The organism is Salinisphaera sp. Q1T1-3 (assembly GCF_003602005.1).
Taxonomy (GTDB): Bacteria; Pseudomonadota; Gammaproteobacteria; order Nevskiales; family Salinisphaeraceae; genus Salinisphaera.
The window spans coordinates 57,534-79,781 of the sequence record NZ_QZWD01000002.1; the positions used below are offsets into that span (position 1 = coordinate 57,534).

The 22,248-nt window shown below is 64.2% G+C and carries 20 protein-coding genes and 1 other RNA gene; 5 read left to right on the forward strand and 16 right to left on the reverse strand.

Translation table 11 applies throughout. From position 1 onward, the window contains the following. Nucleotides 1–138: 138 nt before the first annotated feature. The 4 genes from metW to proC are packed head-to-tail and all read right to left on the reverse strand — an operon-like array spanning nucleotide 139 to nucleotide 3,344. A complete protein-coding gene (gene metW / locus D3260_RS02505; protein WP_120096990.1) occupies nucleotides 139–774 on the reverse strand; it encodes a methionine biosynthesis protein MetW in 636 nt (211 codons plus the stop codon). Next, nucleotides 771–1,919, reverse strand: coding sequence for a homoserine O-acetyltransferase (locus D3260_RS02510; protein ID WP_120096991.1), 1,149 nt, complete (start codon nucleotides 1,917–1,919; stop codon nucleotides 771–773). The genes metW and D3260_RS02510 overlap by 4 nt, the downstream gene beginning before the upstream one ends. Before the next feature lie 10 nt (nucleotides 1,920–1,929). Continuing rightward, on the reverse strand, nucleotides 1,930–2,493 hold the full coding sequence (locus D3260_RS02515) for a YggT family protein (protein ID WP_120096992.1): 564 nt from the start codon (nucleotides 2,491–2,493) through the stop codon (nucleotides 1,930–1,932). Continuing rightward, nucleotides 2,490–3,344: a pyrroline-5-carboxylate reductase gene (gene proC, locus D3260_RS02520; RefSeq protein WP_120097227.1), complete on the reverse strand. Its 855-nt coding sequence runs from the start codon at nucleotides 3,342–3,344 to the stop codon at nucleotides 2,490–2,492. The genes D3260_RS02515 and proC overlap by 4 nt, the downstream gene beginning before the upstream one ends. Before the next feature lie 176 nt (nucleotides 3,345–3,520). Here proC and ilvA point away from each other — a divergent pair, with 176 nt between their 5' ends. The 3 genes from ilvA (at nucleotide 3,521) to D3260_RS02535 (ending at nucleotide 7,264) form a co-directional block, all read left to right on the forward strand. Then, on the forward strand, nucleotides 3,521–5,044 hold the full coding sequence (gene ilvA / locus D3260_RS02525; protein WP_120097228.1) for a threonine ammonia-lyase, biosynthetic: 1,524 nt from the start codon (nucleotides 3,521–3,523) through the stop codon (nucleotides 5,042–5,044). A 142-nt stretch (nucleotides 5,045–5,186) separates the two neighbouring features. After that, the gene (locus D3260_RS02530) at nucleotides 5,187–6,173 is read left to right on the forward strand and encodes a cation diffusion facilitator family transporter (RefSeq protein ID WP_120096993.1); all 987 of its coding nucleotides are present in this window, start codon (nucleotides 5,187–5,189) and stop codon (nucleotides 6,171–6,173) included. Then, nucleotides 6,170–7,264 carry a glycosyltransferase family 9 protein gene (locus tag D3260_RS02535; RefSeq protein WP_120096994.1) on the forward strand — a complete coding sequence of 365 codons (1,095 nt, stop codon included), beginning with the start codon at nucleotides 6,170–6,172 and terminating at the stop codon, nucleotides 7,262–7,264. The genes D3260_RS02530 and D3260_RS02535 overlap by 4 nt, the downstream gene beginning before the upstream one ends. Before the next feature lie 50 nt (nucleotides 7,265–7,314). Here D3260_RS02535 and D3260_RS02540 read toward each other — a convergent pair whose 3' ends face one another. The 12 genes from D3260_RS02540 to D3260_RS02595 form a co-directional block, all read right to left on the reverse strand. After that, entirely contained in the window at nucleotides 7,315–7,791 is a 477-nt protein-coding gene (locus D3260_RS02540) for an EVE domain-containing protein (protein WP_120096995.1), read from the reverse strand. A 41-nt stretch (nucleotides 7,792–7,832) separates the two neighbouring features. Continuing rightward, nucleotides 7,833–8,414, reverse strand: a complete 582-nt coding sequence (locus tag D3260_RS02545) for a 5-formyltetrahydrofolate cyclo-ligase (protein ID WP_120096996.1) — start codon at nucleotides 8,412–8,414, stop codon at nucleotides 7,833–7,835. 33 nt (nucleotides 8,415–8,447) lie between these two features. Then, a non-coding RNA gene (gene ssrS / locus D3260_RS02550) (6S RNA) lies at nucleotides 8,448–8,629 on the reverse strand. A 73-nt stretch (nucleotides 8,630–8,702) separates the two neighbouring features. Further along, a complete protein-coding gene (locus tag D3260_RS02555; RefSeq protein ID WP_120096997.1) occupies nucleotides 8,703–9,035 on the reverse strand; it encodes a cell division protein ZapA in 333 nt (110 codons plus the stop codon). A 337-nt stretch (nucleotides 9,036–9,372) separates the two neighbouring features. Next, on the reverse strand, nucleotides 9,373–9,570 hold the full coding sequence (locus D3260_RS02560) for a hypothetical protein (protein ID WP_120096998.1): 198 nt from the start codon (nucleotides 9,568–9,570) through the stop codon (nucleotides 9,373–9,375). 167 nt (nucleotides 9,571–9,737) lie between these two features. Beyond that, nucleotides 9,738–11,162 carry a DegQ family serine endoprotease gene (locus D3260_RS02565; RefSeq protein ID WP_120096999.1) on the reverse strand — a complete coding sequence of 475 codons (1,425 nt, stop codon included), beginning with the start codon at nucleotides 11,160–11,162 and terminating at the stop codon, nucleotides 9,738–9,740. Nucleotides 11,163–11,262: 100 nt separating this feature from the next. Then, a complete protein-coding gene (gene sohB, locus D3260_RS02570; protein ID WP_120097000.1) occupies nucleotides 11,263–12,315 on the reverse strand; it encodes a protease SohB in 1,053 nt (350 codons plus the stop codon). An 11-nt stretch (nucleotides 12,316–12,326) separates the two neighbouring features. After that, entirely contained in the window at nucleotides 12,327–13,361 is a 1,035-nt protein-coding gene (gene hemH / locus D3260_RS02575) for a ferrochelatase (protein ID WP_120097001.1), read from the reverse strand. Nucleotides 13,362–13,489: 128 nt separating this feature from the next. Then, nucleotides 13,490–14,833 carry a sodium:alanine symporter family protein gene (locus D3260_RS02580; RefSeq protein ID WP_120097002.1) on the reverse strand — a complete coding sequence of 448 codons (1,344 nt, stop codon included), beginning with the start codon at nucleotides 14,831–14,833 and terminating at the stop codon, nucleotides 13,490–13,492. Between the two features lie 507 nt (nucleotides 14,834–15,340). Continuing rightward, nucleotides 15,341–16,681: a sodium-dependent transporter gene (locus D3260_RS02585; RefSeq protein WP_120097003.1), complete on the reverse strand. Its 1,341-nt coding sequence runs from the start codon at nucleotides 16,679–16,681 to the stop codon at nucleotides 15,341–15,343. 133 nt (nucleotides 16,682–16,814) lie between these two features. Next, nucleotides 16,815–18,146 (reverse strand): sodium-dependent transporter, encoded by a 1,332-nt coding sequence (locus D3260_RS02590; RefSeq protein WP_120097004.1) that lies wholly within the window; start codon nucleotides 18,144–18,146, stop codon nucleotides 16,815–16,817. A 391-nt stretch (nucleotides 18,147–18,537) separates the two neighbouring features. Continuing rightward, nucleotides 18,538–19,833 (reverse strand): acetyl-CoA C-acetyltransferase, encoded by a 1,296-nt coding sequence (locus D3260_RS02595; protein WP_120097005.1) that lies wholly within the window; start codon nucleotides 19,831–19,833, stop codon nucleotides 18,538–18,540. A 263-nt stretch (nucleotides 19,834–20,096) separates the two neighbouring features. Here D3260_RS02595 and groES point away from each other — a divergent pair, with 263 nt between their 5' ends. Beyond that, complete coding sequence (gene groES, locus D3260_RS02600; protein ID WP_120097006.1) at nucleotides 20,097–20,384, forward strand: co-chaperone GroES; 288 nt, start codon at nucleotides 20,097–20,099, stop codon at nucleotides 20,382–20,384. Between the two features lie 47 nt (nucleotides 20,385–20,431). Next, a complete protein-coding gene (gene groL / locus D3260_RS02605) occupies nucleotides 20,432–22,081 on the forward strand; it encodes a chaperonin GroEL (RefSeq protein WP_120097007.1) in 1,650 nt (549 codons plus the stop codon). The last annotated feature ends 167 nt before the right edge of the window (nucleotides 22,082–22,248 follow it).

Below are 22,248 nucleotides of genomic sequence, written 5' to 3' on the forward strand. Positions count from 1 at the left end.
CGCTGTCCCGCTGTGTCCGGCCGCAGGTGGCCCGCAAGACTGGCGGCCGGGGGCGTCGCGTGACGTGTCCTCGACTGTCGTATTCAGATCGACGGCTACCTGAGTCTCCGGCAACCCGTGTCCGGAGAGTGCTCGGCCTCAGCCGGTTCGGCCGTCACGAAGCCGGTAGAGGGCAATCTCGCAAAGCAGGTTGGGGACCAGTCGCATGGCGGCCTGCGCCCGGTGGGCGTGATTGACGAAATGCCGGCGCACGATGTGCGCTTTCTTGTCCTGGCACAGACGCTCGAAGTCCCGCACCGTACACAGGTGGATGTTCGGCGTGTCGTACCATCGATTGGGCAGGGCGCGTGAGGACGGCATCACGCCGCGCAGGGCGATCTTGGTTCGCAGTCGCCAATGGGCGAAATTCGGAAAGGTCACGATCGAGTCACGGCCGATGCGCAGCATGTCGTCGAGCAGTGCGTTGGGCGCCGCCACTTCCTGAATCGCCGAACTCATCACGACATAGTCGAAGCTGTTGGTCTCGAACTGGGCGAGGCCGTCGTCCAGATCGACCTGCAGGACATTGACGCCCGCCGCGACGCTGGCGATCACGTTGTCGGGGTCGATCTCCAGGCCGTAGCCGCGTACGTGCTTGGTCTGCTGGAGGTGCGCCAGTAACGTTCCGTTGCCGCAGCCCAGGTCCAGCACGCGCGACCCGGGCGCGATCCAGTCGGCGATCAGCGCCAGATCGGCACGCAGGCCGTTACGCGTGGGGGTGCTTTGTGTGTTCATGCGCCCACCTCGGCTGCCACGCGGCCCATGTAGGCCTTCATCGTGTTCACGTAGTGCGGCATGGTCAGCAGGAAGTCGTCGTGGCCCAGGTCGGAAGCCACCTCGGCATAGGCGACCTCTTTGCCGGCCTGGACCAGCGCATCGACGATCTCGCGCGAGCGAGCCGGCGCGAACCGCCAGTCGGACGTGAACGAAATCACCATGAAGCGCGCCGTCGCCGGGCCAAAGGCAGCGGCCAGGTCCCCGCCGGTGGCATAGGCCGGATCGAAGTAGTCGAGCGCCTTGGTCATCAACAGATACGTATTGGCATCGAAGCGGCCGACGAACGACTCGCCCTGGTAGCGCAAGTACGACTCGACCTGGAACTCGACGTCGAAACCGTAGCCGATACGACCGGCCCGCAGGTCGCGCCCGAATTTCGCGCGCATGGCCTCGTCTGACAGATACGTGATGTGGCCGAGCATGCGGGCCAGCATCAACCCGCGGCGTGGGACCACGCCGGCTTCGTAATAGCGCCCGGCATGGAATTCCGGATCGGTGACGATGGCCTGACGCGCGATCTCGTTGAAGGCGATGTTCTGGGCCGAAAGCTTGGGTGCGCTGGCGATCACCACGGCATGACGCAGCCGATCCGGGAAATCGATCGCCCATTGCATGACCTGCATGCCGCCGAGGCTGCCGCCGACGACCGCTGCCCATGTCTCGATGCCCAGATGTGCCCGCAGGATGTTCTGGGCGCGCACCCAGTCGCCGACCGTGACCACGGGAAAGTCCGGGCCATAGTGGCGCCCGGTCTCCGGATTGATGCTGCCCGGGCCCGTGGAGCCGTTGTAGGCGCCGAGGTTGGCCGAGGCCACGACGAAGAATCGATTGGTATCGATCATCTTGCCGGGGCCGATGCACTTGTCCCACCAGCCGGGCTTGGCATCGTCGGCCTGATGACGCCCGGCGGCATGATGGTTGCCCGACAGGGCATGACAGACCAGCACCGCGTTCGAGCCATCGGCGTTGAGTGTCCCGTAGGTCTCGTAGTCGAGATCGAATTCGCAGAGCTGCTTGCCGCAGTCCAGCGCCATCGGCGCGGCGACGTGCAGTGTCTCCGGCGTGACCAGTCCGACCGAATGGGGGCTTGCGTGATCCGACATGACGGTGGCGTTACCGGAACAGGCCCGGCAGCGGCAGCAGGCGCGAGATGAGCTGCAGGCCGATGATCGCGACCAGCGGCGACAGATCGATGCCGCTGATGGTGGGCACGATGCGCCGGATCGGCCGCAGCAGCGGCTCATTGATGGTGAACAGGATCGCGGTGGCCGGCGTGTACTGGTTGGGCGAGATCCAGGACATCACGGCCTGCACGATGATGGTGAAGAAATACAGATTGCAGACCAGCGTTGCGCCCTTGAGGATCGCCCAGGCCACGGCCGGAATGAACTGCGGACCGAAACCCGGTGCGCCGAGCGCAAGATCGATCTGGATCAGCAGATAACAGAGGATGAAGGCGAACAGCAGCGCGGGCACGTCCAGATTGCGCCAGCGTGGGACCACGTTGCGCAGCAGATTGACCGGTGTGCGGGTCGTCTGCCAGACGAACTGCGATACCGGATTGCGGAAGTCGGCGTGGACGAGCTGCAGGACCACCCGCAGCAGCACGACGAGGATGTAAAGCGACAGGACCGTATCGACGAGAAACAGCAGCGCTTGGTTCGTGTTCGAGATCATGTTGAAGCTTGGTCGTCGGATTCGCTGTCGTCTTTCGACAGTTTGCCTGCCAGAACGTCCGCCCGTTCGGCCGCCGCGCGCATCGCCCCGCGCACCAGCCCGTTCAGATCACCCTCGGCAAAGTGGGCGAGCGCTTCGGCGGTCGTGCCGCCCTTGGAAGTCACCTTGGCCCGCAGCGTGGCCGGGTCGTCGCCCGACTCATGCGCCATGCGCGCGGCGCCGAGCGCGGTCTGCAGCACGAGGCGCCTGGCATCCTCGGGCGTCAGGCCAAGCTCGGTGGCGCCGTCGATCATCGCTTCCATGAACGCGAAGTAGTACGCCGGTCCGCTGCCCGAGGTCGCGATCACCGCATCGATTCTATCCTCGGTGTCCACCCAGGCGTTGATGCCGGCCGTGGCCATGACAGCATCGGCCAGCTCGCGCTGTTCGGACGTGACGCTATCGTCCGCATAGAGCCCGGTCGCGCCGATGCCGAGCAGCGACGGCGTGTTGGGCATCGTGCGTACGCAGGCGAAATCACCGCCCAGCCAGCGCTGCAGGGCCGCCAACGGGATACCGGCGGCAATGGACAACATCAACGGACGCCGTGGGCCCAGAGCCTGTACGAGATCGGCCACCGCAGCCTGCATGACCTGTGGTTTGACGGCGAGCACCACGGCGTCGACCGCCAGATCGGCTGCATCGACGTGCGATGCCGTGGTCACACCGTGGCGATCGGCCAGTGCCGCGCACTTGTCGGCGTTGCGATCGATCACGACGATATCGTCGCCGGCCCAGCCCGCGCTCCGCAGGCCGGAGACAAGGCTGGCCGCCATGTTGCCGCCGCCCAGAAATGCGATACGTGTGCTCATGGCCTTTCGCTCGGCAAAGGGCGCCATCATAAGACATGCAATGGCCACGGGCGAGCCGTGCTGTGGCTCTCGGCAGGGCGACGGTTTAGCATGAGTCGTTTTTCGCAACGAGCCGCGCGATGAATAGCCAGAATCTGAAGCAGATCGCCGAGGGCGGCGGCGCCCCCGCGGTGGACGTGGGCGACGCCGATTATCTCAAGCGGATCAATGCCGCGCGGGTCTACGATGTCGCGATCGAAACACCGCTGATGGCCGCGCCGCAGCTGTCTTCGCGGATCGGCAATTCGATCTTCCTGAAGCGCGAGGACATGCAGCCCGTGCATTCGTTCAAGCTGCGCGGCGCCTATAACAAGATCGCGAATCTCTCGGCCGAGGAAAAGGCACGGGGCGTGATCTGCGCCTCGGCCGGCAACCATGCACAGGGCGTGGCCTTGTCCGGTCGTCATCTGGGCATCCGCGCGGTGATCGTGATGCCGCGCACCACGCCGGCGATCAAGGTGCGTGCCGTGGCCGGTTTTGGCGGCGAAGTGGTGCTGCACGGCGACGGCTACGACGAGGCGGCCGCGCATGCGAGCGAGCTGATGGCACGCGACGGTCTGGTCTATATCCACCCTTTCGACGACCCGGACGTCATTGCCGGTCAGGGCACGATCGGCATGGAAATGGTGCGCCAGCATCCGGGCGATATCCACGCTGTCTTCGTCTGCGTGGGCGGCGGCGGCATGCTGGCCGGTATTTCGGCCTATCTGAAATCGGTGCGCCCGGGGATCCGGGTCATCGGCGTCGAGCCGGAGGATGCGGCGAGCATGGGCGCGGCACTGGCGGCCGGTGAGCAGGTCACGCTGCCGGAAGTCGGCCTGTTTGCCGACGGCGTGGCCGTCAAGCGCGTCGGCGACGAGACGTTCCGGGTCTGCCAGCGACACGTCGATGCGATGATGACGGTATCGATCGACGAGCTGTGCGCGGCCACGCGCGACATCTACGAAGACACGCGCGCGTTGACCGAGCCGGCGGGCGCCCTGGCCGTGGCCGGCGCCAAGAAATATGCGCAGGAAACGGGCATCCGCGACGAGCATCTGATCGCGGTGACGTCCGGGGCGAACGTCAATTTCGATCGTCTGTCGTACATCGCCGAGCGCGCCGAGCTCGGCGAGCACCGGGAAGCGCTGCTGGCCGTGACCATCCCGGAGCGTCCCGGCTCGTTCTTGAAGTTCTGTCACATCGTCGGCGATCGACCGATCTCCGAGTTCAATTATCGTTATGCCGATGACAGCGAGGCCCAGGTGTTCTGCGGTATCAAGCTGGCCAACGGCACGGCCGAGCGCGACGCGCTCATCGCCGACCTGCGCGACGCCGATTACGATGTACTTGATATGTCGCGCAACGAGATGGCCAAGCTCCACGTGCGGCACATGGTCGGCGGCCGAGCGCGCGGCGTCGGTACGGAGGTGCTCTATCGCGTTCAGTTCCCCGAACGGCCGGGCGCGTTGCTGAAGTTCCTGCAATCGATGGGCGATCGCTGGAACATCTCGTTGTTCCATTACCGTAATCACGGCCATGCGCACGGCCTTGTCCTGCTCGGCATGCAGGTCAGCGATGCCGATCGCCAGGCCTGCCGCGCGGCCCTCGATGCCATCGGCTACGAATACGCCGAAGAAACCGACAACCCGGTTTATCAACGGTTTCTCAAGGCGCCGTAGACGCGTTATGCATCGCACGGCGTCTTCGAAAGCGGGTGCGGTTGCCAAGCGCCGACGTTGTGTAGACTGAGCGCATTTCGCCGCCTGTATGGCGCAGGCCGGCCGATTCGCTCGGCCGGTGACACCGAGCCGAGCAAGTCCGATGTCCGATTCCAATTCGAAGTTCGTAATCCTGGCGGCGATGGGCGGCAACGGCCTGATCGCGGTTTCCAAATTCGTTGCCTCGGCCTTCACCGGCTCGACGGCGATGCTCGCCGAGGGCATTCACTCGGTGATCGACACCGGCAACCAGGGGCTGCTGCTGCTGGGCATGCGTCGCGCCCGCAAGCCGCCGGACGAGAAATTCCCGTTCGGCTACGGCAAGGAGATCTATTTCTGGAGCTTCATGGTCGCCGTGCTGTTGTTCACGCTCGGCGCCGGTATCTCGATCTTCGAGGGCGTGGAGAAGATTCTCCACCCACACCCGATCGATCATCCGCTGGTCAACTACATCGTTCTCGGGCTGGCGATCTGTTTCGAAGGCACGAGCTGGTTGATCGCGGCCAAGGAGTTCCGTCGCATCAAGGGCAGCTGGGGAGTCCTGGAGACCGTACGACGTGGCAAGGACCCGAACAAGTTCCTGATTCTGTTCGAGGACACGGCCGCGATCGCGGGTCTGGTGTTGGCGATCCTCGGGCTCGCACTGGTCCAGCTGACCGGCATCGAGATCTTCGATGGCATCGCTTCGATCGCGATCGGCTGCATTCTGGCGTTCTCCTCGGTCTGGCTCGCGATCGAGACCAAGGGCCTGCTGATCGGCGAGGCCGCCAACCAGTACGTTGTCGAAGAGATCCGCAAGATCGTCGGCGCCCATCCGTCGGTGGCCAAGGTCAACGAGGTGCCGACCATGCATATCGGGCCGGAATTCGTGCTGGCCAATATCAGCCTGCGTTTCAAGAACGGGTTGTCCGGCACCGAGCTTCAGGATGCGATCGCCGACATGGATCATCGCATCAAGCAGCAGTGCCCGACGGTCAAACGGATCTTCATCGAGGCCGAGTACAACGCCGATCCGGCGCCGAGTCATGATTCGGCGCCGCAATCGATGGAAGACGGCGAGGCCGACGACGACCCGAACGCGTTATCGTGAGCGAGCCCCCACGGCGCGACACGGTGGATGCCGTCGCGGTGCCGCGACGGGTCTGTCTGCTGCGGCTTTCCGCACTCGGTGATTGCGCCAACGTCGTGCCGGTCGTGCACACGCTGCAGGCGGCGCGCCCGGATATCGAGATCACCTGGGTGATCAACCGCGCGGAGGCCGGGTTGGTCGCGGATCTGCCGGGCGTGGAATGTCTGGTCTACGACAAGCACCGCGGACGGGCGGCGCGGCGCGATCTGCGTCGCGCGCTGGCCCGGCGCGACTTTGATGTGTTACTCGACATGCACGCGAGCTGGCGCGCGAACATGATCAGTCGCCATATCAAGGCAGGCCGGCGTATCGGATTCGATGCGCGTCGGGCCCGGGACGGGCAGCGCCTATTCGTCAATGAACGCATCGCGGCCGTGGCCAGCCGTCATGTGGTCGACGGTTTCCTGGCGTTCGCAGCGGCGATCGGGGCGGGGCAGCCGGTCTTCGACTGGCGTGTGCCAGTGGCCGACGCGGATCGGCAGGCCGCGGCCGTCTTGCTGGACGCGTCGGGTGCGGCCGATACGCGCCCGATCCTGTTCATCAGCCCCTGTTCCAGTCATAGTCGCCGGAACTGGCAGCCCGCACGATATGCCGCCGCGGCCGACCATGCCGTAAAACGTCATGCCATGCGCGTCGTGCTCGTCGGCGGGCCGAGTACCGAAGAACGCGCGATGGCCGATGCCATCCGGGCGGCGGCAGCATACGAACTCACCGACCTCGTGGGCCGGAGCAGCCTGAAACAGTTGATTGCGCTGCTTGAGCACGGGCGCATGCTGCTGACCCCGGATTCGGGCCCGGCCCATATGGCCAACGCGACCGCGATCACCACCATCGCCCTGCATGCGGCGACCGATCCGCGCCGCAGCGGGCCCTATCGCTCGCGCGGGCAGTGCGTGGACTATTTCGCGCAGGCCGCGGCGAGTTATCGCGATGCCACGCCGGATACCCTCAAGTGGGGCACGCGGATCGAGGACGACGCGGGTGTCATGGCCCTGATTCCCGTCGACGCGGTCACCTCTCGCATCGATGCCGTCATGATGGACGGCGGGTAAGGCAAGAGGCCGCCGGCGAGGGCGCTTTCATCTCGCCGGCGAGGCGTGTTCTATTCGGTCTCGGCATGCTCCATGTCGAGGATGAAATCCCAGTGGGGCTTGTCGATCGGCATCACGGACAGCCGGTTGCCCTTGCGCACCAGCGGCAGACCGTCGAGCGCCTCGGCGTGGTCCTTGATCTCCGACAGCGGAATCACGCGTGCGAGCTCGCGTTCGAAGGTCACGTCGACGCGGTACCAGCGGGGTTTGTCCGGGTCGGATTTCGGATCGTAGTGCGGATCCTTCGGGTCGAAAGCCGTATCGTCCGGGTAACCCTCGCGCGAGATGCGCATGATGCCGACGACGCCCGGCACTTTGGTGTTGGAGTGATAGAAGAAGGCGAGATCGCCTTCCGACATGCCGTCACGCATGAAGTTGCGAGCCTGGTAGTTTCGCACGCCGTCCCAGCCTTCGGTCTGGTTCGCGCGATTCTGCAGATCGGTGATGCTGAACTCGTCGGGCTCGGATTTCATCAGCCAGTAACGCATCGCGGGCTCGATTTCTTTTGTTGCCGAATGATGTCGCCAGTCTAACGCGTTGCCGGCCGATACACGCGTCGTTCGGTGACCACGGCATCCAGTGGCACATCCCACGGCCGTGCCTCGATGTGGGCCAGGCGCTGGGCTTCGAATGCGAAACCGATGCGCATTGGCCCGCGATACGCGGTTGCCCGCAGCGCGGCCAGGGTGCGGTCGTAATAGCCACCGCCGAGCCCGATACGTGCCGCCCGCGCATCGAAACCGGCCAGCGGCATGATCAACACATCGAGTGTGGCCACATGATACGACCGGCCGTTCGGCTCGGCGACGCCCAGCGCGCTGGTCCGCCAGGTCGTGTGGCCGCGTGATGTCGGTGCCACGAAACGCAGCCGGCTGTCCTCGACGCGCGGATAATAGATATGCGCAGCCGATGGCAGGAGATGAACGAGGCGCGTGATATCGATCTCGCTGGCCAGCGGATGATAGATACCGATACGGCGCGCACGACGCACCACCGGAAGCCGGCTCAAGCGACGACAGGCGCGGTGCGCGGCCGCTTTTCGCACGCCTTCAGGCAGGCGGCGTCGAGCGGACAGGGCCATCCGGCGCTGGTCGGCGACTGTTGTCGTCATGACACACGGACAACCTGGCAAAAAAAGGAGACCGGCATTCCCGCCTGTGCCGTCAGTCGTCCACTATCCTTGAGACAAGCGCTCAAGTGGGGCGTTTCTCGACACATTAGGTTTCCCGCTCGGTGGCGGGCCTACTCACCTGCGCCGGTTCCCGCCCCTGGTTAGGTAATTAGGCTCAAGGGGAACCGGGAGACCGTCGAACACTGCAGGAATGCCGGCCTGTGTATGGTACGACGGTGCCTTCGGGCTGACAAATAGCCAGGCGCAATGAATTCACATCGCGCGGCGCTATGATTCGTCGTCGAGCGCGGATTCGATGCGCAGTTGCAGCTGGGCGAGCCGTTCGCGCATCTCCTCGTCGCTGCCGCCGAGGCCGGCAGCGCGCCGTTCGACCTGGCTCTGCAGATCCAGCAGCTCGCGCGAGATGTTCAGAGCGGCCATGATCGCGATCCGTTCGGTGCCCAGTGTCTTGCCGCTGCGTTGAATCGCGGCCATGCGCTTGGACAGGTATTCGGCCGAGCGCAGCAGTGATTCGCGCTCGCCGTCGGGGCAGGCAACCGGATAGTCGCGCCCGAGAATGCGGATCGTCAGTGCTGTGGTGGATTTCTTGTCGCCGGCCATGAATGTCCCCGCCCGCCGAAAACGCGATTGTCTCGTCCTAGGGCCTGTTGATGTTTTGTCCGAGCACTTTCGTCGAGCGTCCGCCGTGCCCCCTGAAAGGCGTGATTCGCCACATCGTGGCGTGCCACGATCCAGACCCGCAACGCCGCCGGGCAGGATTCATGACCCAACCCTTCAGGACAAGCGTCCCCCAATCCAAGATACGACGGCAAGCCAGCCTTCCAGCACGCGGGCGCCGCATGACTGCGCAGCGCGTGCCAGGCCTCTTCTTGCCGCCCATCGCCCAATTCAGGAAGCGCTTGGCGCGGACTTACACGAAAAATCAACAGGTCCTAGGCTAGACGTTACCTGCTTGGGCCTCCAGAGCGCGAATCCTGTCGATGACCTGGCCGAGCTGATCCCGGATTTCGCGATTGCGCCGTGTCTCGGATTCGTGTGCCGCGCGCAGGGTCTCGTAGTCATGCTTGAGCTGCTCGTGGGCCGCCAGCAGGGCATGGATCTGGGCTTCGAATTCTCCGAGATCGAATTGGCTCATGGGGGTCTCGCACGATGATCGGCCGACGGTGGATGCCTGTGCCCGGTGCGCCGTCGTAAACCACGCATGGTAGACAAAAAAAGACCCCACCGCAGACATCTGTCGATGGGGTCCGACGAACGAGCCCTGCGATCGGGCTCGTCGTGTCAGTCACGTCCGCGCGTGTTCTACTCGATGAGCAGGAACAGCGCTCCCTGACCGCGGCGTACGTGCAGCAGCACCTGCTTGACGTCCGGCCCGGCCAGCTTGTGGAGCTGCGAGACGTTGGTGATCTGCTGACGGTTGACCGACGTGATCACGTCGCCCGGGCGCAGACCGGCCTGTGCCGCGGGGCTGCCGCGTTGCACGCCCGTGACCTGCACGCCCTTGACCTGGCCAGCCAGCGGATTGTCCTGACTGATCGGGCCGAACTGGGCACCGGCCAGACCTTCGGTCAGCGCACCGCCGGTGGTCGCATCGCCGGCACCGGTCATGCTCGAGGCGTTGCTGAGCGTGGCTTCGACCTGCTGCTTCTTGCCATCGCGCAACAGCGTGATCTGAACCTTGTCGCCCGGCGAGCGAAGCCCGATCGCGTTCTGCAGATCGGAGAAATTGTCGATTTCCTTGCCGTTGACCTGGGTGACCACGTCACGCTCCTTGATGCCGGCCTTGGCGGCGGGCGAGTCCGGCATGACCTGAGCGATCACCACCCCCTGATCGACGTCGAGCTTGAAGGCCTTGGCCAGATCAGGGGTCAGGTTCTGCCCGACGACGCCAAGCATGCCGCGCTTGACCTTGCCGTTCTTGATCAGCTGATCGGCGACCGACTTGACCAGGTTCGCGGGAATCGCGAAGCCGATGCCGATGTTGCCGCCGCTCTGGGACAGGATTTCGCTGTTGATACCGACGAGCTTGCCCTTCAGGTTGAGCAGGGCGCCACCCGAGTTGCCGGGATTGATCGAGGCGTCGGTCTGGATGAAGTTCTGATAGCGGCTGCCCTGACCGTCGGCGGGGCTGCCGATGTGGCGCCCGAGACCCGAGACGATGCCCGAGGTCACGGTCTGGCGCAGTCCGAACGGATTGCCCACGGCGACCACGAAATCACCGACGCGCAGATCATCGGAGTTGGCCAGCTGCAACTGCGTCAGATCATCGGCCTTGATCTGGATGACCGCAAGATCGGTCTCGGGATCGGTGCCCACGACCTTGGCCTTGAACTGGCGGTTGTCGTTGAGCCGCACTTCGATCTTTTCGGCGTCGTGCACCACGTGATAGTTGGTGACGATATAGCCCTTGCCGGCGTTGATGATCACGCCCGAGCCGGTGGCGGTCGGATGCGCCATCTGCGGCTGCTGCTGTTGCTGCTGCTGCGGTGCGTTGAAGAACTGCCGGAAGAACGGATCGTTGAACAGCGGGTTGCTCGGCGCAGCCTGAGCCTTGCCGGTGACCACCACGTTGACCACCGCAGGCAGTGTCTTGTCGAGCATCGGTGCCAGCGACGGGTTGTCGCCGGAGAGCATGCCGCTCGGTATCGATGCCTGTGCGCTCGTGCCCAGCAGCGCCAGAATCAGCAGGAAAAAGACGCGATAGCGCGTCGACGCCAGTTGTCTCATAAGTACGTTACTCGTCGATCTTGCGTGTCGAACCGGCAGCCGCCGGTGTCCCCGACGTTCAGACCACGGAAAGCCGCGCGAGTTTCATGTATGAGCCAAATCAGACATGCGGGTCCTGGGCGCGCGGTCGAGCGACCGTATGGTCGTGCCAGAGACGCGAGAGCGCGCGACTGCCCTGGCCGGCGAGCCGGGCGAGCAGACCGGTTGCACGCGGCATGCTGATGGCATATACATCGCGATGCTCCCGAGCGGCGGTCAGCATCAGGTCGTCGCTGGTGGCGATGTCGTCGACCAGATCGCGCGCCAGCGCCTCGCGGCCGTACCAGTGTTCGCCGGTGGCCACGGCGTCGATGTCCAGTTGCGGCCGATGCGTACCGACGAATGTCTTGAACAGACCGTGGGTGTTCTCCAGCTCGGCTCGGAACTTATCGCGTCCGGCGTCGGTGTTCTCGCCGAACAGGGTCAGCGTACGCTTGTAGTCGCCGGCGGTGTGCAGTTCGTAGTCGATGTGTCGCTCGTCGAGCCAGCGATGGAAATTCGGCACCTGGGCCACGACGCCGATGGAGCCGACGATAGCGAAAGGGGCAGCCACGATGCGATCGGCTACACAGGCCATCATGTAGCCGCCGCTGGCGGCGATCTGATCGACCGACACGGTCAGACGCACGCCGGCCGTCTTGAGACGCTCCAGCTGCGAGGCGGCCAGCCCGTAGCTGTGGACGAGACCGCCGCCAGATTCCAGGCGAAGCAGCACTTCGTCCTCTGTGTCGACCACCTGCAGCAGGGCATTGATGGCATGGCGCAGATTGTCGACCGCGGAGGCCCGGATGTCGCCGTCGAAATCCAGCACGAACAGCCGTGCCGGTCGGGCTGCATCGCCCTTGGCCTTGGCACGGGCCTTGGCCTCGGCCTTGCGTTTCTTCGCGCGGGCCTTGGCCTGGCTTTTCGATTCCATGGCATCGGAGAGCACATCGCCCATGCGGGTCAGACGCTCGTTGACGCGCTCGATCTTGAGGCGGCGCTGTTTTTCGCGGCGTGCGGCCACGATGCTCGAGCCGAGGATCATCACCACAAGCGCCACGGCGACCACGAGGGTCACCGTCTTGGCGAGGAACAACCCGTAATCGAGCGCGAACGAGAGCAGCGTATCCATGGGGTCTCCGATCAGCCGGCGGATGCCGGCGCCGACGGCTTCGGGGTGATCCAGCCGGCCAGTTCCTGGCGAATCAGCTGCGTGAACATGTCGACGTGGTCGGCGCGGTCGTTGAGGGCCGGGATATAGCGCAATGCCTTGCCGCCGTTGCTCTCGAAATAGTCACGGTTCTCTTCCTTGATCTCCTCGAGCGTCTCGAGACAGTCCGAGGAGAAACCGGGGCACATCACGTCGACGGTCTTGATCTCGCCGGCCGCTCCCCACGCCTTCATGGTTTCGTCGAGATACGGCTGGAGCCAGGGCTCGCGGCCGAAACGGCTCTGGAAACAGACCTTGTAATCGTTGCGTGTCAGGCCGAGCGCCTCGGCAAGCAGCCGGGCGGTCTCGCCACAATCGCGCGGATAAGGATCGCCCTGCTTGACGTAGCGTTTGGGAATGCCGTGGAAGCTCATGACGAGCTTGTCGGCTCGTCCGTGCGTGGCCCAGTGCTCGCGTACCGAGGCGGCCAGGGCATCGATGTAGCGCGGATCGTCGTGGTAGCGATTGATCTGGCGCAGCTGAGGCGGTTCCGGCCAGTCCTCGAGCACCTCGCTGACCTTGTCGAAGGTGGTGGCGACGGTGGTCGCCGAATACTGCGGATACGCCGGAAACACGAGGACACGTTTGCAGCCGGCCGCGTGCAGTTCCTCGAGACCGGCCTCGATCGAGGGGTTGCCGTAGCGCATGCCGAGTGCGACCTGGACGGGCGTCTCGAGTTCGGCATCCAGACGCGCCTGGATGCCCGCGACCTGATGGCGTGCATAGATGAGCAGCGGCGATCCCTCATCCATCCAGACCGAGGCATAGCCCTCGGCGGAGTTGCGAGGGCGCGTGGTCAGAATGACGCCGTAGAGAATGGGCAGCCACAAGGCCCGGTTGAGATCGATCACCCGCGGATCGGACAGGAACTCCCGGAGATAGCGTCGAACCGCGGCTACCGACGTGTCGTCCGGACTGCCGAGGTTGGTGAACAGCACGCCGATCGGCGCAGTATCATCGCGACTCATTAATAGTCTCTTGCTATCTTTTTCGTATTTTCAATGCGGCCATTCTATCCGAAATCGACGGCGCGCCGATACGGCCGCCGGTCGATCGGGACCGGTGGCCGCGTGTGAACATATCGTCCGGGCCGTACTTATCGGGAATCGAAATAGCGACGCGTCAGCCGGAAGATCACCGGCGAGAGCAGGAGCAGCGCGATGAGGTTCGGGATCGCCATCAGCGCATTCATGATATCGGCGATCAGCCAGACGACATCGAGCTTGATCACTGCGCCGGCGAAGATCGCGACCACCCAGATCACGCGATAGGGCGTGATGATACGGCTGCCGAACAGATATTCCGCGGTGCGCTCGCCGTAATAGCTCCAGGCCAGCATGGTGGAGAAGGCGAAGATCACGAGCCCGAAGGAGACGATCAGGCCGCCGGGGCCGGGCATGCCCTGGGTGAAGGCGGTTGCCGACAGGGCGGCCCCGGTCTGATCCTGCGACCAGGTGCCGGTCGCCACGATCACGAGGGCGGTCAACGTGCAGACGATGATGGTGTCGATGAAGGTGCCGAGCATGGCCACGACGCCCTGGCGTACCGGGCTGTTGGTACGCGCGGCCGCATGCGCGATCGGCGCGCTGCCGAGGCCGGCTTCGTTCGAGAAGATGCCGCGCGCGACACCATAGCGGATTGCCATGAGAATGCCGGCACCCGCGAAGCCGCCGGTGGCTGCACTGCCGGTGAAGGCATCCTGGCAGATCAAGACCAGCGCCCCCGGAACCGCGCCCGCATTGAGTGCGAGCACGGCCAGCGCGCCAATGACGTAGACCACGGCCATGAACGGCACGAGTTTTTCGGTCACACGGGCCAGACGCCGTACGCCGCCGAGCACGACGATGGCGACCCCGGCGGCCAACACCAGGCCGGTGATCCAGGTTGGAACGGCGAAACGACTTTCGGAGAGCACCTGCGAGACCGAGTTCGACTGCACCATGTTGCCGATGCCGAAGGCCGCGACCGTGGCGAACAGGGCGAACAGCAGGGCCAGCCAGCGCCAGGAGCGGCCGAGTCCGTTCGCGATGTAGTACATCGGGCCGCCGACGTGATCGCCGTGACGATTGGTCTCACGATAATTGACCGCGAGCACGGCTTCGCCGTACTTGGTGGCCATGCCGACCAGCGCAGTGATCCACATCCAGAAGATCGCGCCCGGCCCTCCCAGATGGATGGCGGTGGCCACGCCCGCGATGTTGCCCGTGCCGACGGTCGCGGAAAGTGCCGTGGCCAGCGCCTGAAACGGGGTGATATCGCCCGGTTCGTTCGTGGTCCGCCGACCGGAGAACAGCATTGCGAAACCGTAACCGAGCTTGCGCTGCGGCATGCCGCGCAGCCCGAGCGTGAGATAGAGCCCCGTGCCGAGCAACAGGGCCAGCACGACCGGCCCCCAGACCCAGTCCGAAACCGTCGACAATGCCTGCGTGAATGTTTCCATGCTGTTTCCCCCGACGCTACGCGTACCTGCGACCCCAAGGCCTGTTGATGTGCCCGGCGAGTTCGCGCCAGGCGCTGGATTGCCGCAAGACGGCGCTCGGCACGAGGGCTCGAATCGCCCATGCGAATTCGGCGAATGGCGCGTCGCGACGACTCGTGCCGTGCAATCCCCGATCGGCGGATTCTAAGGAACCTCTGATCTATTCATCCACGGTCGCGTTTGAGTCCCAAAAGGCCACGATACAAGGCGCATGGCGCCGCGTCATAGCCACTCTATGATCCAGCCATGCAACGCCGTAGCGCGGCCTTTTGGGCCAAACCGCTTAGCGGCCGGGCTTTTGCGCGCGCCTGAGCGGCGTTGCCGCTCGCTCATTTGCATTCAGCAAACGGCGCTCGCGGCGTCTTGTCAGACGCGCGCAAAAGACACCGGCGCGACCGTAGATGAATAGATCAGAGGTTCCCTAACGCGGCGCTTGGATAACACATCAATGACCCCTGATCCGCCACGCTACTTGATCAGCCCCTGAATTAGAATCCAGCCGATGCCGACCGGCGCGATGAAGCGCAATACGAACAGCCAGACACCGGCCCAGGGCGCGGCGAGCCGCCCCTGATTGGTCAAGGCCGTGACCGCTCGCGGGCCGAGCACCCAGCCGACGCAAAGTGCGGTCAAAATGCCGCCGACGGGTAGGGCGATCCATGTCGTGACGTAGTCGAGCAGGTCGAAGAATTTCTGGCCGAACAGCGTGTGCTTGGCCAGCGGGCCGAACGAGAGCGACGAGGGGATGGCGAGCAGCAGACAGGCCACGGCGGTGCCGACGGTGGCAGCGACGCGTCCGATCCGGAATTCGTCGGTCAGATAACACACGACCGCCTCGAGCAGCGAGATCGCCGATGTCAGAGCCGCGACCGCGAGCAGGACGAAGAAGACGAAGCCGAACAGGCTGCCGGCCGGCATGGCCTCGAACACGGCTGGCAGCACCAAAAAGGTTGTCCCGGCGCCACCGTCACCCGGCTCGAGCCCGGCCGCGAACATCGCCGGCAGCACCATGAAACCGGCCAGTACGGCGATCAATGTATCCAGCCCGACGACGGCCAGGGCATCGACGGGCAGATTGCGTTCGCGAGACAGATAGGAGCCGTAGGTCACCATTGCCCCCATGCCGAGCGACAGGGAGAAGAACGCCTGCCCGATCGCCGCGACCACCGTGTCGCTGGTCACCTTCGAGAAATCCGGGACGATGAAGAACGCGATGCCGGCCTGGGCGCCGGGCAACGTGACGGCGCGCACAACCAGAACCACCAGCAACACGAACAGGATCGGCATGAGCAGCTTCGAGGCGCGTTCGATGCCCGAACCGATGCCGCTGATGACCACGGCCACACAGACCAGCATGAACAGCCCGGCGTAGCCCACGGGCTGCCAGGGGTTGCCGGTGAGCTGTTTGAAGGTCGCCGACAGGGCCTCGCTGTTCATCGTCGACAGCGAGCCAGTGGCCTCGAAGACCGTATAGGCCAGAGTCCATCCCGCCACAACGATATAGAACGACAGGATCACGAAAGCGGTGAGAATGGCCAGCCCGCCGACGACCGACCAGCCGCGACCGGCCGTTTCACGAAACGCGGCCACGGGCGTCTTCTGGGCCATGCGTCCGATCAAGAGTTCGGCGATGACCAGCGACAGCCCGAAGACGACGATGCATATCATGTACAGGACAAGGAACGCGCCGCCGCCGTTTTCACCCGTCATGTACGGGAATTTCCAGATATTGCCGAGGCCGACGGCCGAGCCGGCGGCCGCCATGATGAAGCCGAGGCGCGATCCCCACTGGCTGCGCGTTTGCGTCATGAATAACTCCCGGAGGCACACGCACGATCGTCGACCGATCCGCGCGTCGTGGTTTAAGAAATCCTAAGTGCTGCGAGCCCGGGCCGTACAGTCGAGACACCCCGTGAATCCCTGCAACGATGGTGTCGTGGTCTCAGACGAGGCCCTGGATCAGGATCCAGACGATGCCGATCGGTGCGACGAAACGCACCACGAAGAGCCACGCCTGCGCCCAGGCGCCGACCGGTCTGCCATCCGGTCCGAGAGCCGCTACCGCACGCGGTCCGATGATCCAGCCGACCACGATAGCGGTCATCAGGCTGCCGAAGGGCAGGGACAGATTATTGGTCAGAAAATCGAGCAGCCCGAAGATCGAATAACCCATGATCCGGACGTGTTCCCAGACGCCGAACGACAACGAGACCGGCACCGCGAGCACCATACAGGCCAGTCCGGCCAGCGGTGCCGCCCGACCACGCGCGATGTCATGCTCGTCGCCCAGCCACGCCACGATCGGCTCGAGCAATGAAACCGATGATGTGAGCGCAGCCAGCGTCAGTAGCGCGAAGAAGCCGATCGCGATCCAGTGCCCGCCGGGTAGGGCAGCGAACACGGCGGGCAAGACCTTGAAGGTCGTGCCGGCGCCACCGGCACCCGGCGTCATGCCGGCGGCAAACATCGCCGGAATGATGAGCAGTCCGGCCAGCATGGCAACGAGCGTGTCCAGTAGAACGACCGCGAGCGCGTCGCGGCCGATATGGGCCGAGGCCCGCATGTAGGAGCCATACGTCACGAGTCCGCCGAGGCCGAGCGACAGAGAGAAAAATGCCTGGCCGAGCGCGGCCGAGACCGTTTCCCCGTCGATCGCAGACAAATCCGGTTTCAGTAGAAACGCGATGCCAGCGCCGGCGCCGGGCAGTGTGACGGCACGCGCGGTCATCACGACAAGAACCACGAACAACAATGGCATGAAAAGCTTCGAGGCCCGTTCGATGCCGCTGCCGACACCGCGCGAGACGATCACGACACTGATCGCCATGAACGCTGCGGCATAGCACAGCGGTGCGAGCCCGCTGCCGGTCAGCTGGTTGAACAGGCTTTCAAGCGTGCCGGCACTTGTGGCGTCGAGCGCACCTTCGATCGCATAGAAGAGATAGGCGATCGTCCAGCCGGCGACCACACAATAGAAAGACAGGATCAGGACAGCGGTGAGCACGCCGATGCCACCGACGAGCGGCCAGGCGCCGCCGGCCATCACGCGGAAGGCCCCGACCGGGTTGCGCCCGGACATACGCCCCAGCACCAGCTCTGCGATGACGAGTGCGAGCCCGAAACCGAGCACGAACGCCAGATAGAGGATCAGAAACGCGCTGCCACCATGGCCGCCGGCCATATAGGGGAACTTCCAGATATTGCCGAGTCCGACGGCCGAGCCGGCGGCTGCCATGATGAAACCGAGCCGGGAACCCCAGTGATCGCGACGCATGTCGAGACGTCCGTGGCGTCAAAAACGCGGCATTCTAGGGCCTGTTGAGGTTTCGTACGAGCGCCTTTTCGTCGAGAGACCGCAGTGTGTCCTGCAAGGCGCGAGTCGCAGCTTCGGGGGCAGCTGGGGTATGGCCAGACCTCGTCCTGCCGGTCCGCGTCTGTTCTCCAGGCGCGTGGGGCGGAGGCCAGCGGAGCGTGCACAGGCCCCGGGCGATCGCCCTCGCGCCCCGGACGGATATGAGCACGATGCGACCGCGCGAAGGTTCTGACTGTATCGGCGCGGGTTGTCGGCTTGGGTGGTCACGATGTGTATGCGACCGAGTCGCCTGCATCAGCCGGGCGACCGCATGGGTCGCCCGTAGACCGGAAACCGTGTTCCTGGCCGCCTGTCAGCTCGCGGGCGATTCCAGAATGGCCGTCACGCCCTGACCGCCGGCGGCACAGATGGAGACCAGGCCGCGCTTGTTCGGGCCGGCTTCGGCGAGAATCTTGGACAGGGTGGCTACGATGCGCGTGCCCGTCGCGGCGAAGGGATGGCCGATGCCGACCGATGAGCCCTTCACGTTGAGCTTGGTGATGTCGATCGAACCGAGCGGCGCATCGCGGCCGAGTTTTTCCTGACAGTATTTCTTCGATTCCCAGGCCTTGAGTGTGCACAGCACCTGTGCGGCAAAGGCTTCGTGTATCTCGTAGAAATCGAAATCCTGAAGCGTGAGGCCGGCCGCGTCGAGCATGTCCGCAACGGCATAGGTCGGTGCCATGAGCAGGCCTTCACCGCCGTCGACATAATCCACGGCTGCCGTGCGGGCAAAGGGAGTGAAATACGCCAGGATCGGCAGGCCGCGCTCTCTGGCCCATTCCTCGCTGGCCAGCAGGATCGACGACGCACCGTCGGTCAGCGGCGTCGAGTTCGCCGCCGTCAGGGTGCCGTTCTCCCGATCGAAGGAGGGCTTGAGTTTGGACAGTTTCTCCATGTCCGAGTCGGGACGCAGATTGTTGTCGCGCTCCACGCCGAGATACGGAAACACCAGATCGTCGTAGAAGCCGTCCATGTAGGCCTGGGTGGCATGCCTGTGACTGGCGAGCGCCAGCTCATCCTGCGCGCGGCGGGAGATCTTCCATTCCTTGGCCATCAGCTCGCAGTGCTCGCCCATGGACATGCCGGTGCGGGGTTCGGTCACCGACGGCAGATTGGGCACGAGATGCCGTGGCCGAAGCCTGGCGAACAGTTTGGCCCGTTCGGCGCCGCTTCGGGCGCGATTGATGTCGAGCAGGATCGAACGCAGTTCCTCGTTGACCGCGATCGGTGCATCCGAGGTCGTATCGGTGCCGCCGGCGATCGCCGAGTCGATCTGACCCATCGCGATCTTGTTGGCCAGTTGCAAGGTTGTCTGTAGTGAGGTGCCACAGGCGGCCTGTACGTCGAAGGCCGGCGTATGCGGGTCGAGATCGGTGCCCAGCACGGCCTCGCGCGTCAGGTTGAAGTCCCGGCTGTGCTTGAGGACCGCGCCGGCCGCGACTTCGCCGATTCGCGTGCCGGCCAGCTTGTACTTGGTCGACAGCGCCTTGAATGTTGCGGTCAGCAGGTCCTGGTTGGATTGATGCGCGTACTGCGTGTTCGATCGACAGAACGGGATCCGGGCGCCGCCAACGATGGCAACGCGACGCATTGTGGGTTCGGCCATAAATCCTCCGGAGTTGCCGAGCGAGCGCCGGCCTTGATTTTCTGCTGCTGACGATAATGCCTGCCGCATAAAGTGACAAGGAATCATTTCAGTTTTTGAATGGCTTGCATTGCGACAAAAAAATCGGGCCCGGCCTTGAAAGACCTTCCGAAGGCCGCATGAATGGCGGTGATAAAGATTGCCAATCGGCGATCTGTTGCGGTGTCAAAGCCGCTGGGTTTTATCAATCAACAACCTTTGAATTCTCGAGGAGAAGGGTGGCAATGAATATCCGTCCTCTACATGACCGCATCGTCATCAAGCGGCTCGAAGAAGAGCAGAAGACGGCCGGCGGGATCGTGATCCCCGACACGGCTGCCGAGAAGCCCCAGCGCGGCGAAGTCGTGGCCGTGGGCAACGGCAAGCCGCTCGACTCGGGCGAAGTGCGCAAGCCCGAAGTCAAGGTCGGTGACAAGGTCATGTTCGGCAAGTTCTCGGGCACCGAGATCAAGGTCGACGGCGAAGAAGTCGTCGTGATGCGCGAAGACGACATCCTGGCGGTGCTGGGTTAAGCCCGGGCCTTACGCTTAGGTACTGAACAAGGAAAGGAACAGTAGCAATGGCTGCAAAAGAAGTACGTTTTGGCGAAAGCGCGCGTCAGCGTCTGGTTCGCGGCGTCAACACGCTGGCTGACGCGGTCAAGGTCACCCTCGGCCCGAAGGGCCGCAACGTCGTGCTCGACAAGAGCTTCGGCGCCCCGACCATCACCAAGGACGGTGTTTCGGTCGCCAAGGAAATCGAGCTGGACGACAAGTTCGAGAACATGGGCGTCCAGATGGTCAAGGAAGTCGCTTCCAAGACCTCCGACGTGGCCGGCGACGGCACCACGACCGCGACGGTTCTGGCCCAGGCCATCGTCCGTGAGGGCGTGAAGGCCGTGTCCGCCGGCATGAACCCGATGGATCTCAAGCGCGGCATCGACAAGGCCGTGGACGCGGCTGTCGCCGAGCTGGCCAAGCTGTCCAAGCCCTGTGATGACGAGAAGGCCATCGCTCAGGTCGGCTCGATCTCGGCCAACTCCGACGAGGAAGTCGGCAAGATCATCGCCGATGCGATGAACAAGGTCGGCAAGGAAGGCGTGATCACCGTCGAGGAAGGCTCCAGCCTCTACAACGAGCTGGACGTCGTCGAAGGCATGCAGTTCGATCGCGGTTATCTGTCGCCGTACTTCGTCACCGACAACCAGACGATGACGGCCGAGCTGGACAACCCCTACATTCTGCTGTTCGACAAGAAGATCTCGAACATCCGCGACATGCTCGGCCTGCTCGAGAATGTCGCCAAGCAGAACCGTCCGCTGCTGATCGTCGCTGAAGACGTCGAAGGCGAGGCGCTGGCCACGCTGGTGGTCAACAACATGCGTGGCATCGTCAAGGTTGCCGCCGTGAAGGCGCCCGGCTTCGGTGATCGTCGCAAGGCGATGCTGGAAGACATGGCTGTGCTGACCGGCGGTCAGGTCATCTCCGAAGATCTCGGCATGACGCTGGAAAACGCTACCCTTGAGCATCTCGGCGAAGCCAACAAGGTCCAGGTGTCCAAGGAAAACACCACCATCATCGATGGCAAGGGTTCCAACAGCGACATCGAGAGCCGCATCGGCCAGATCCGCAAGCAGATCGAGGATTCCTCGTCGGACTACGACAAGGAGAAGCTGCAGGAACGCGTGGCCAAGCTCGCCGGCGGTGTGGCGCTGATCAAGGTCGGCGCGGCCACCGAAGTCGAGATGAAAGAGAAGAAGGCACGCGTCGAAGACGCCCTGCACGCCACGCGTGCGGCCGTCGAGGAAGGCATCGTGCCGGGCGGCGGCGTGGCCCTGCTGCGCACGCTCAAGGCCATCGAAGGCGTCAAGGGCGCCAACGCCGAGCAGGATGCCGGCGTCCGTCTGCTGCGTCGTGCGGTCGAAGAGCCCCTGCGTCAGATCGTGTTCAACAGCGGCGGTGAGCCGTCGGTCGTGGTCAACGAAGTGCTGTCCAAGGACGGCAACTACGGTTACAACGCGGCCACCGGCGAATACGGCGACATGGTCGAGATGGGTATTCTCGATCCGACCAAGGTCAGCCGTACCGCGCTGCAGAACGCGGCCTCCATCTCCGGCCTGCTGCTGACCACCGAAGCAGCCGTGGCCGATGTCCCGGACGACGACGACAAGGGCGGCGCCGGCGACATGGGCGGTATGGGTGGCATGGGCGGTATGGGCGGCATGATGTAAATGCCGTCTCGCCCGGGCGCACCCGCCCGCTTGACGAAAGAAAAGAAGAGCCCCGCATTCGTGCGGGGCTCTTTTTTTTGGGTATCGGGTAGGCGCGAGTGGCCGTCGCTGTTAAGTTCAGCGTCATCGAAGGGGGAGGCGTCAGCCGCACGATGATGCGATGGGCG

Coding starts and splice junctions, on each gene's coding strand:
- D3260_RS02545 (WP_120096996.1), bottom strand. CDS start 8,414: ATGACGACAACAGTCGCCGACCAGCGCCGGATGGCCCTGTCCGCTCGA.
- D3260_RS02555 (WP_120096997.1), bottom strand. CDS start 9,035: ATGGCCGGCGACAAGAAATCCACCACAGCACTGACGATCCGCATTCTC.
- D3260_RS02515 (WP_120096992.1), bottom strand. CDS start 2,493: ATGATCTCGAACACGAACCAAGCGCTGCTGTTTCTCGTCGATACGGTC.
- hemH (WP_120097001.1), bottom strand. CDS start 13,361: ATGAGTCGCGATGATACTGCGCCGATCGGCGTGCTGTTCACCAACCTC.
- D3260_RS02595 (WP_120097005.1), bottom strand. CDS start 19,833: ATGGCCGAACCCACAATGCGTCGCGTTGCCATCGTTGGCGGCGCCCGG.
- D3260_RS02590 (WP_120097004.1), bottom strand. CDS start 18,146: ATGCGTCGCGATCACTGGGGTTCCCGGCTCGGTTTCATCATGGCAGCC.
- D3260_RS02560 (WP_120096998.1), bottom strand. CDS start 9,570: ATGAGCCAATTCGATCTCGGAGAATTCGAAGCCCAGATCCATGCCCTG.
- D3260_RS02580 (WP_120097002.1), bottom strand. CDS start 14,833: ATGGAAACATTCACGCAGGCATTGTCGACGGTTTCGGACTGGGTCTGG.
- proC (WP_120097227.1), bottom strand. CDS start 3,344: ATGAGCACACGTATCGCATTTCTGGGCGGCGGCAACATGGCGGCCAGC.
- metW (WP_120096990.1), bottom strand. CDS start 774: ATGAACACACAAAGCACCCCCACGCGTAACGGCCTGCGTGCCGATCTG.
- D3260_RS02530 (WP_120096993.1), top strand. CDS start 5,187: ATGTCCGATTCCAATTCGAAGTTCGTAATCCTGGCGGCGATGGGCGGC.
- D3260_RS02540 (WP_120096995.1), bottom strand. CDS start 7,791: ATGCGTTACTGGCTGATGAAATCCGAGCCCGACGAGTTCAGCATCACC.
- D3260_RS02510 (WP_120096991.1), bottom strand. CDS start 1,919: ATGTCGGATCACGCAAGCCCCCATTCGGTCGGACTGGTCACGCCGGAG.
- sohB (WP_120097000.1), bottom strand. CDS start 12,315: ATGGATACGCTGCTCTCGTTCGCGCTCGATTACGGGTTGTTCCTCGCC.
- groL (WP_120097007.1), top strand. CDS start 20,432: ATGGCTGCAAAAGAAGTACGTTTTGGCGAAAGCGCGCGTCAGCGTCTG.
- D3260_RS02565 (WP_120096999.1), bottom strand. CDS start 11,162: ATGAGACAACTGGCGTCGACGCGCTATCGCGTCTTTTTCCTGCTGATT.
- groES (WP_120097006.1), top strand. CDS start 20,097: ATGAATATCCGTCCTCTACATGACCGCATCGTCATCAAGCGGCTCGAA.
- D3260_RS02585 (WP_120097003.1), bottom strand. CDS start 16,681: ATGACGCAAACGCGCAGCCAGTGGGGATCGCGCCTCGGCTTCATCATG.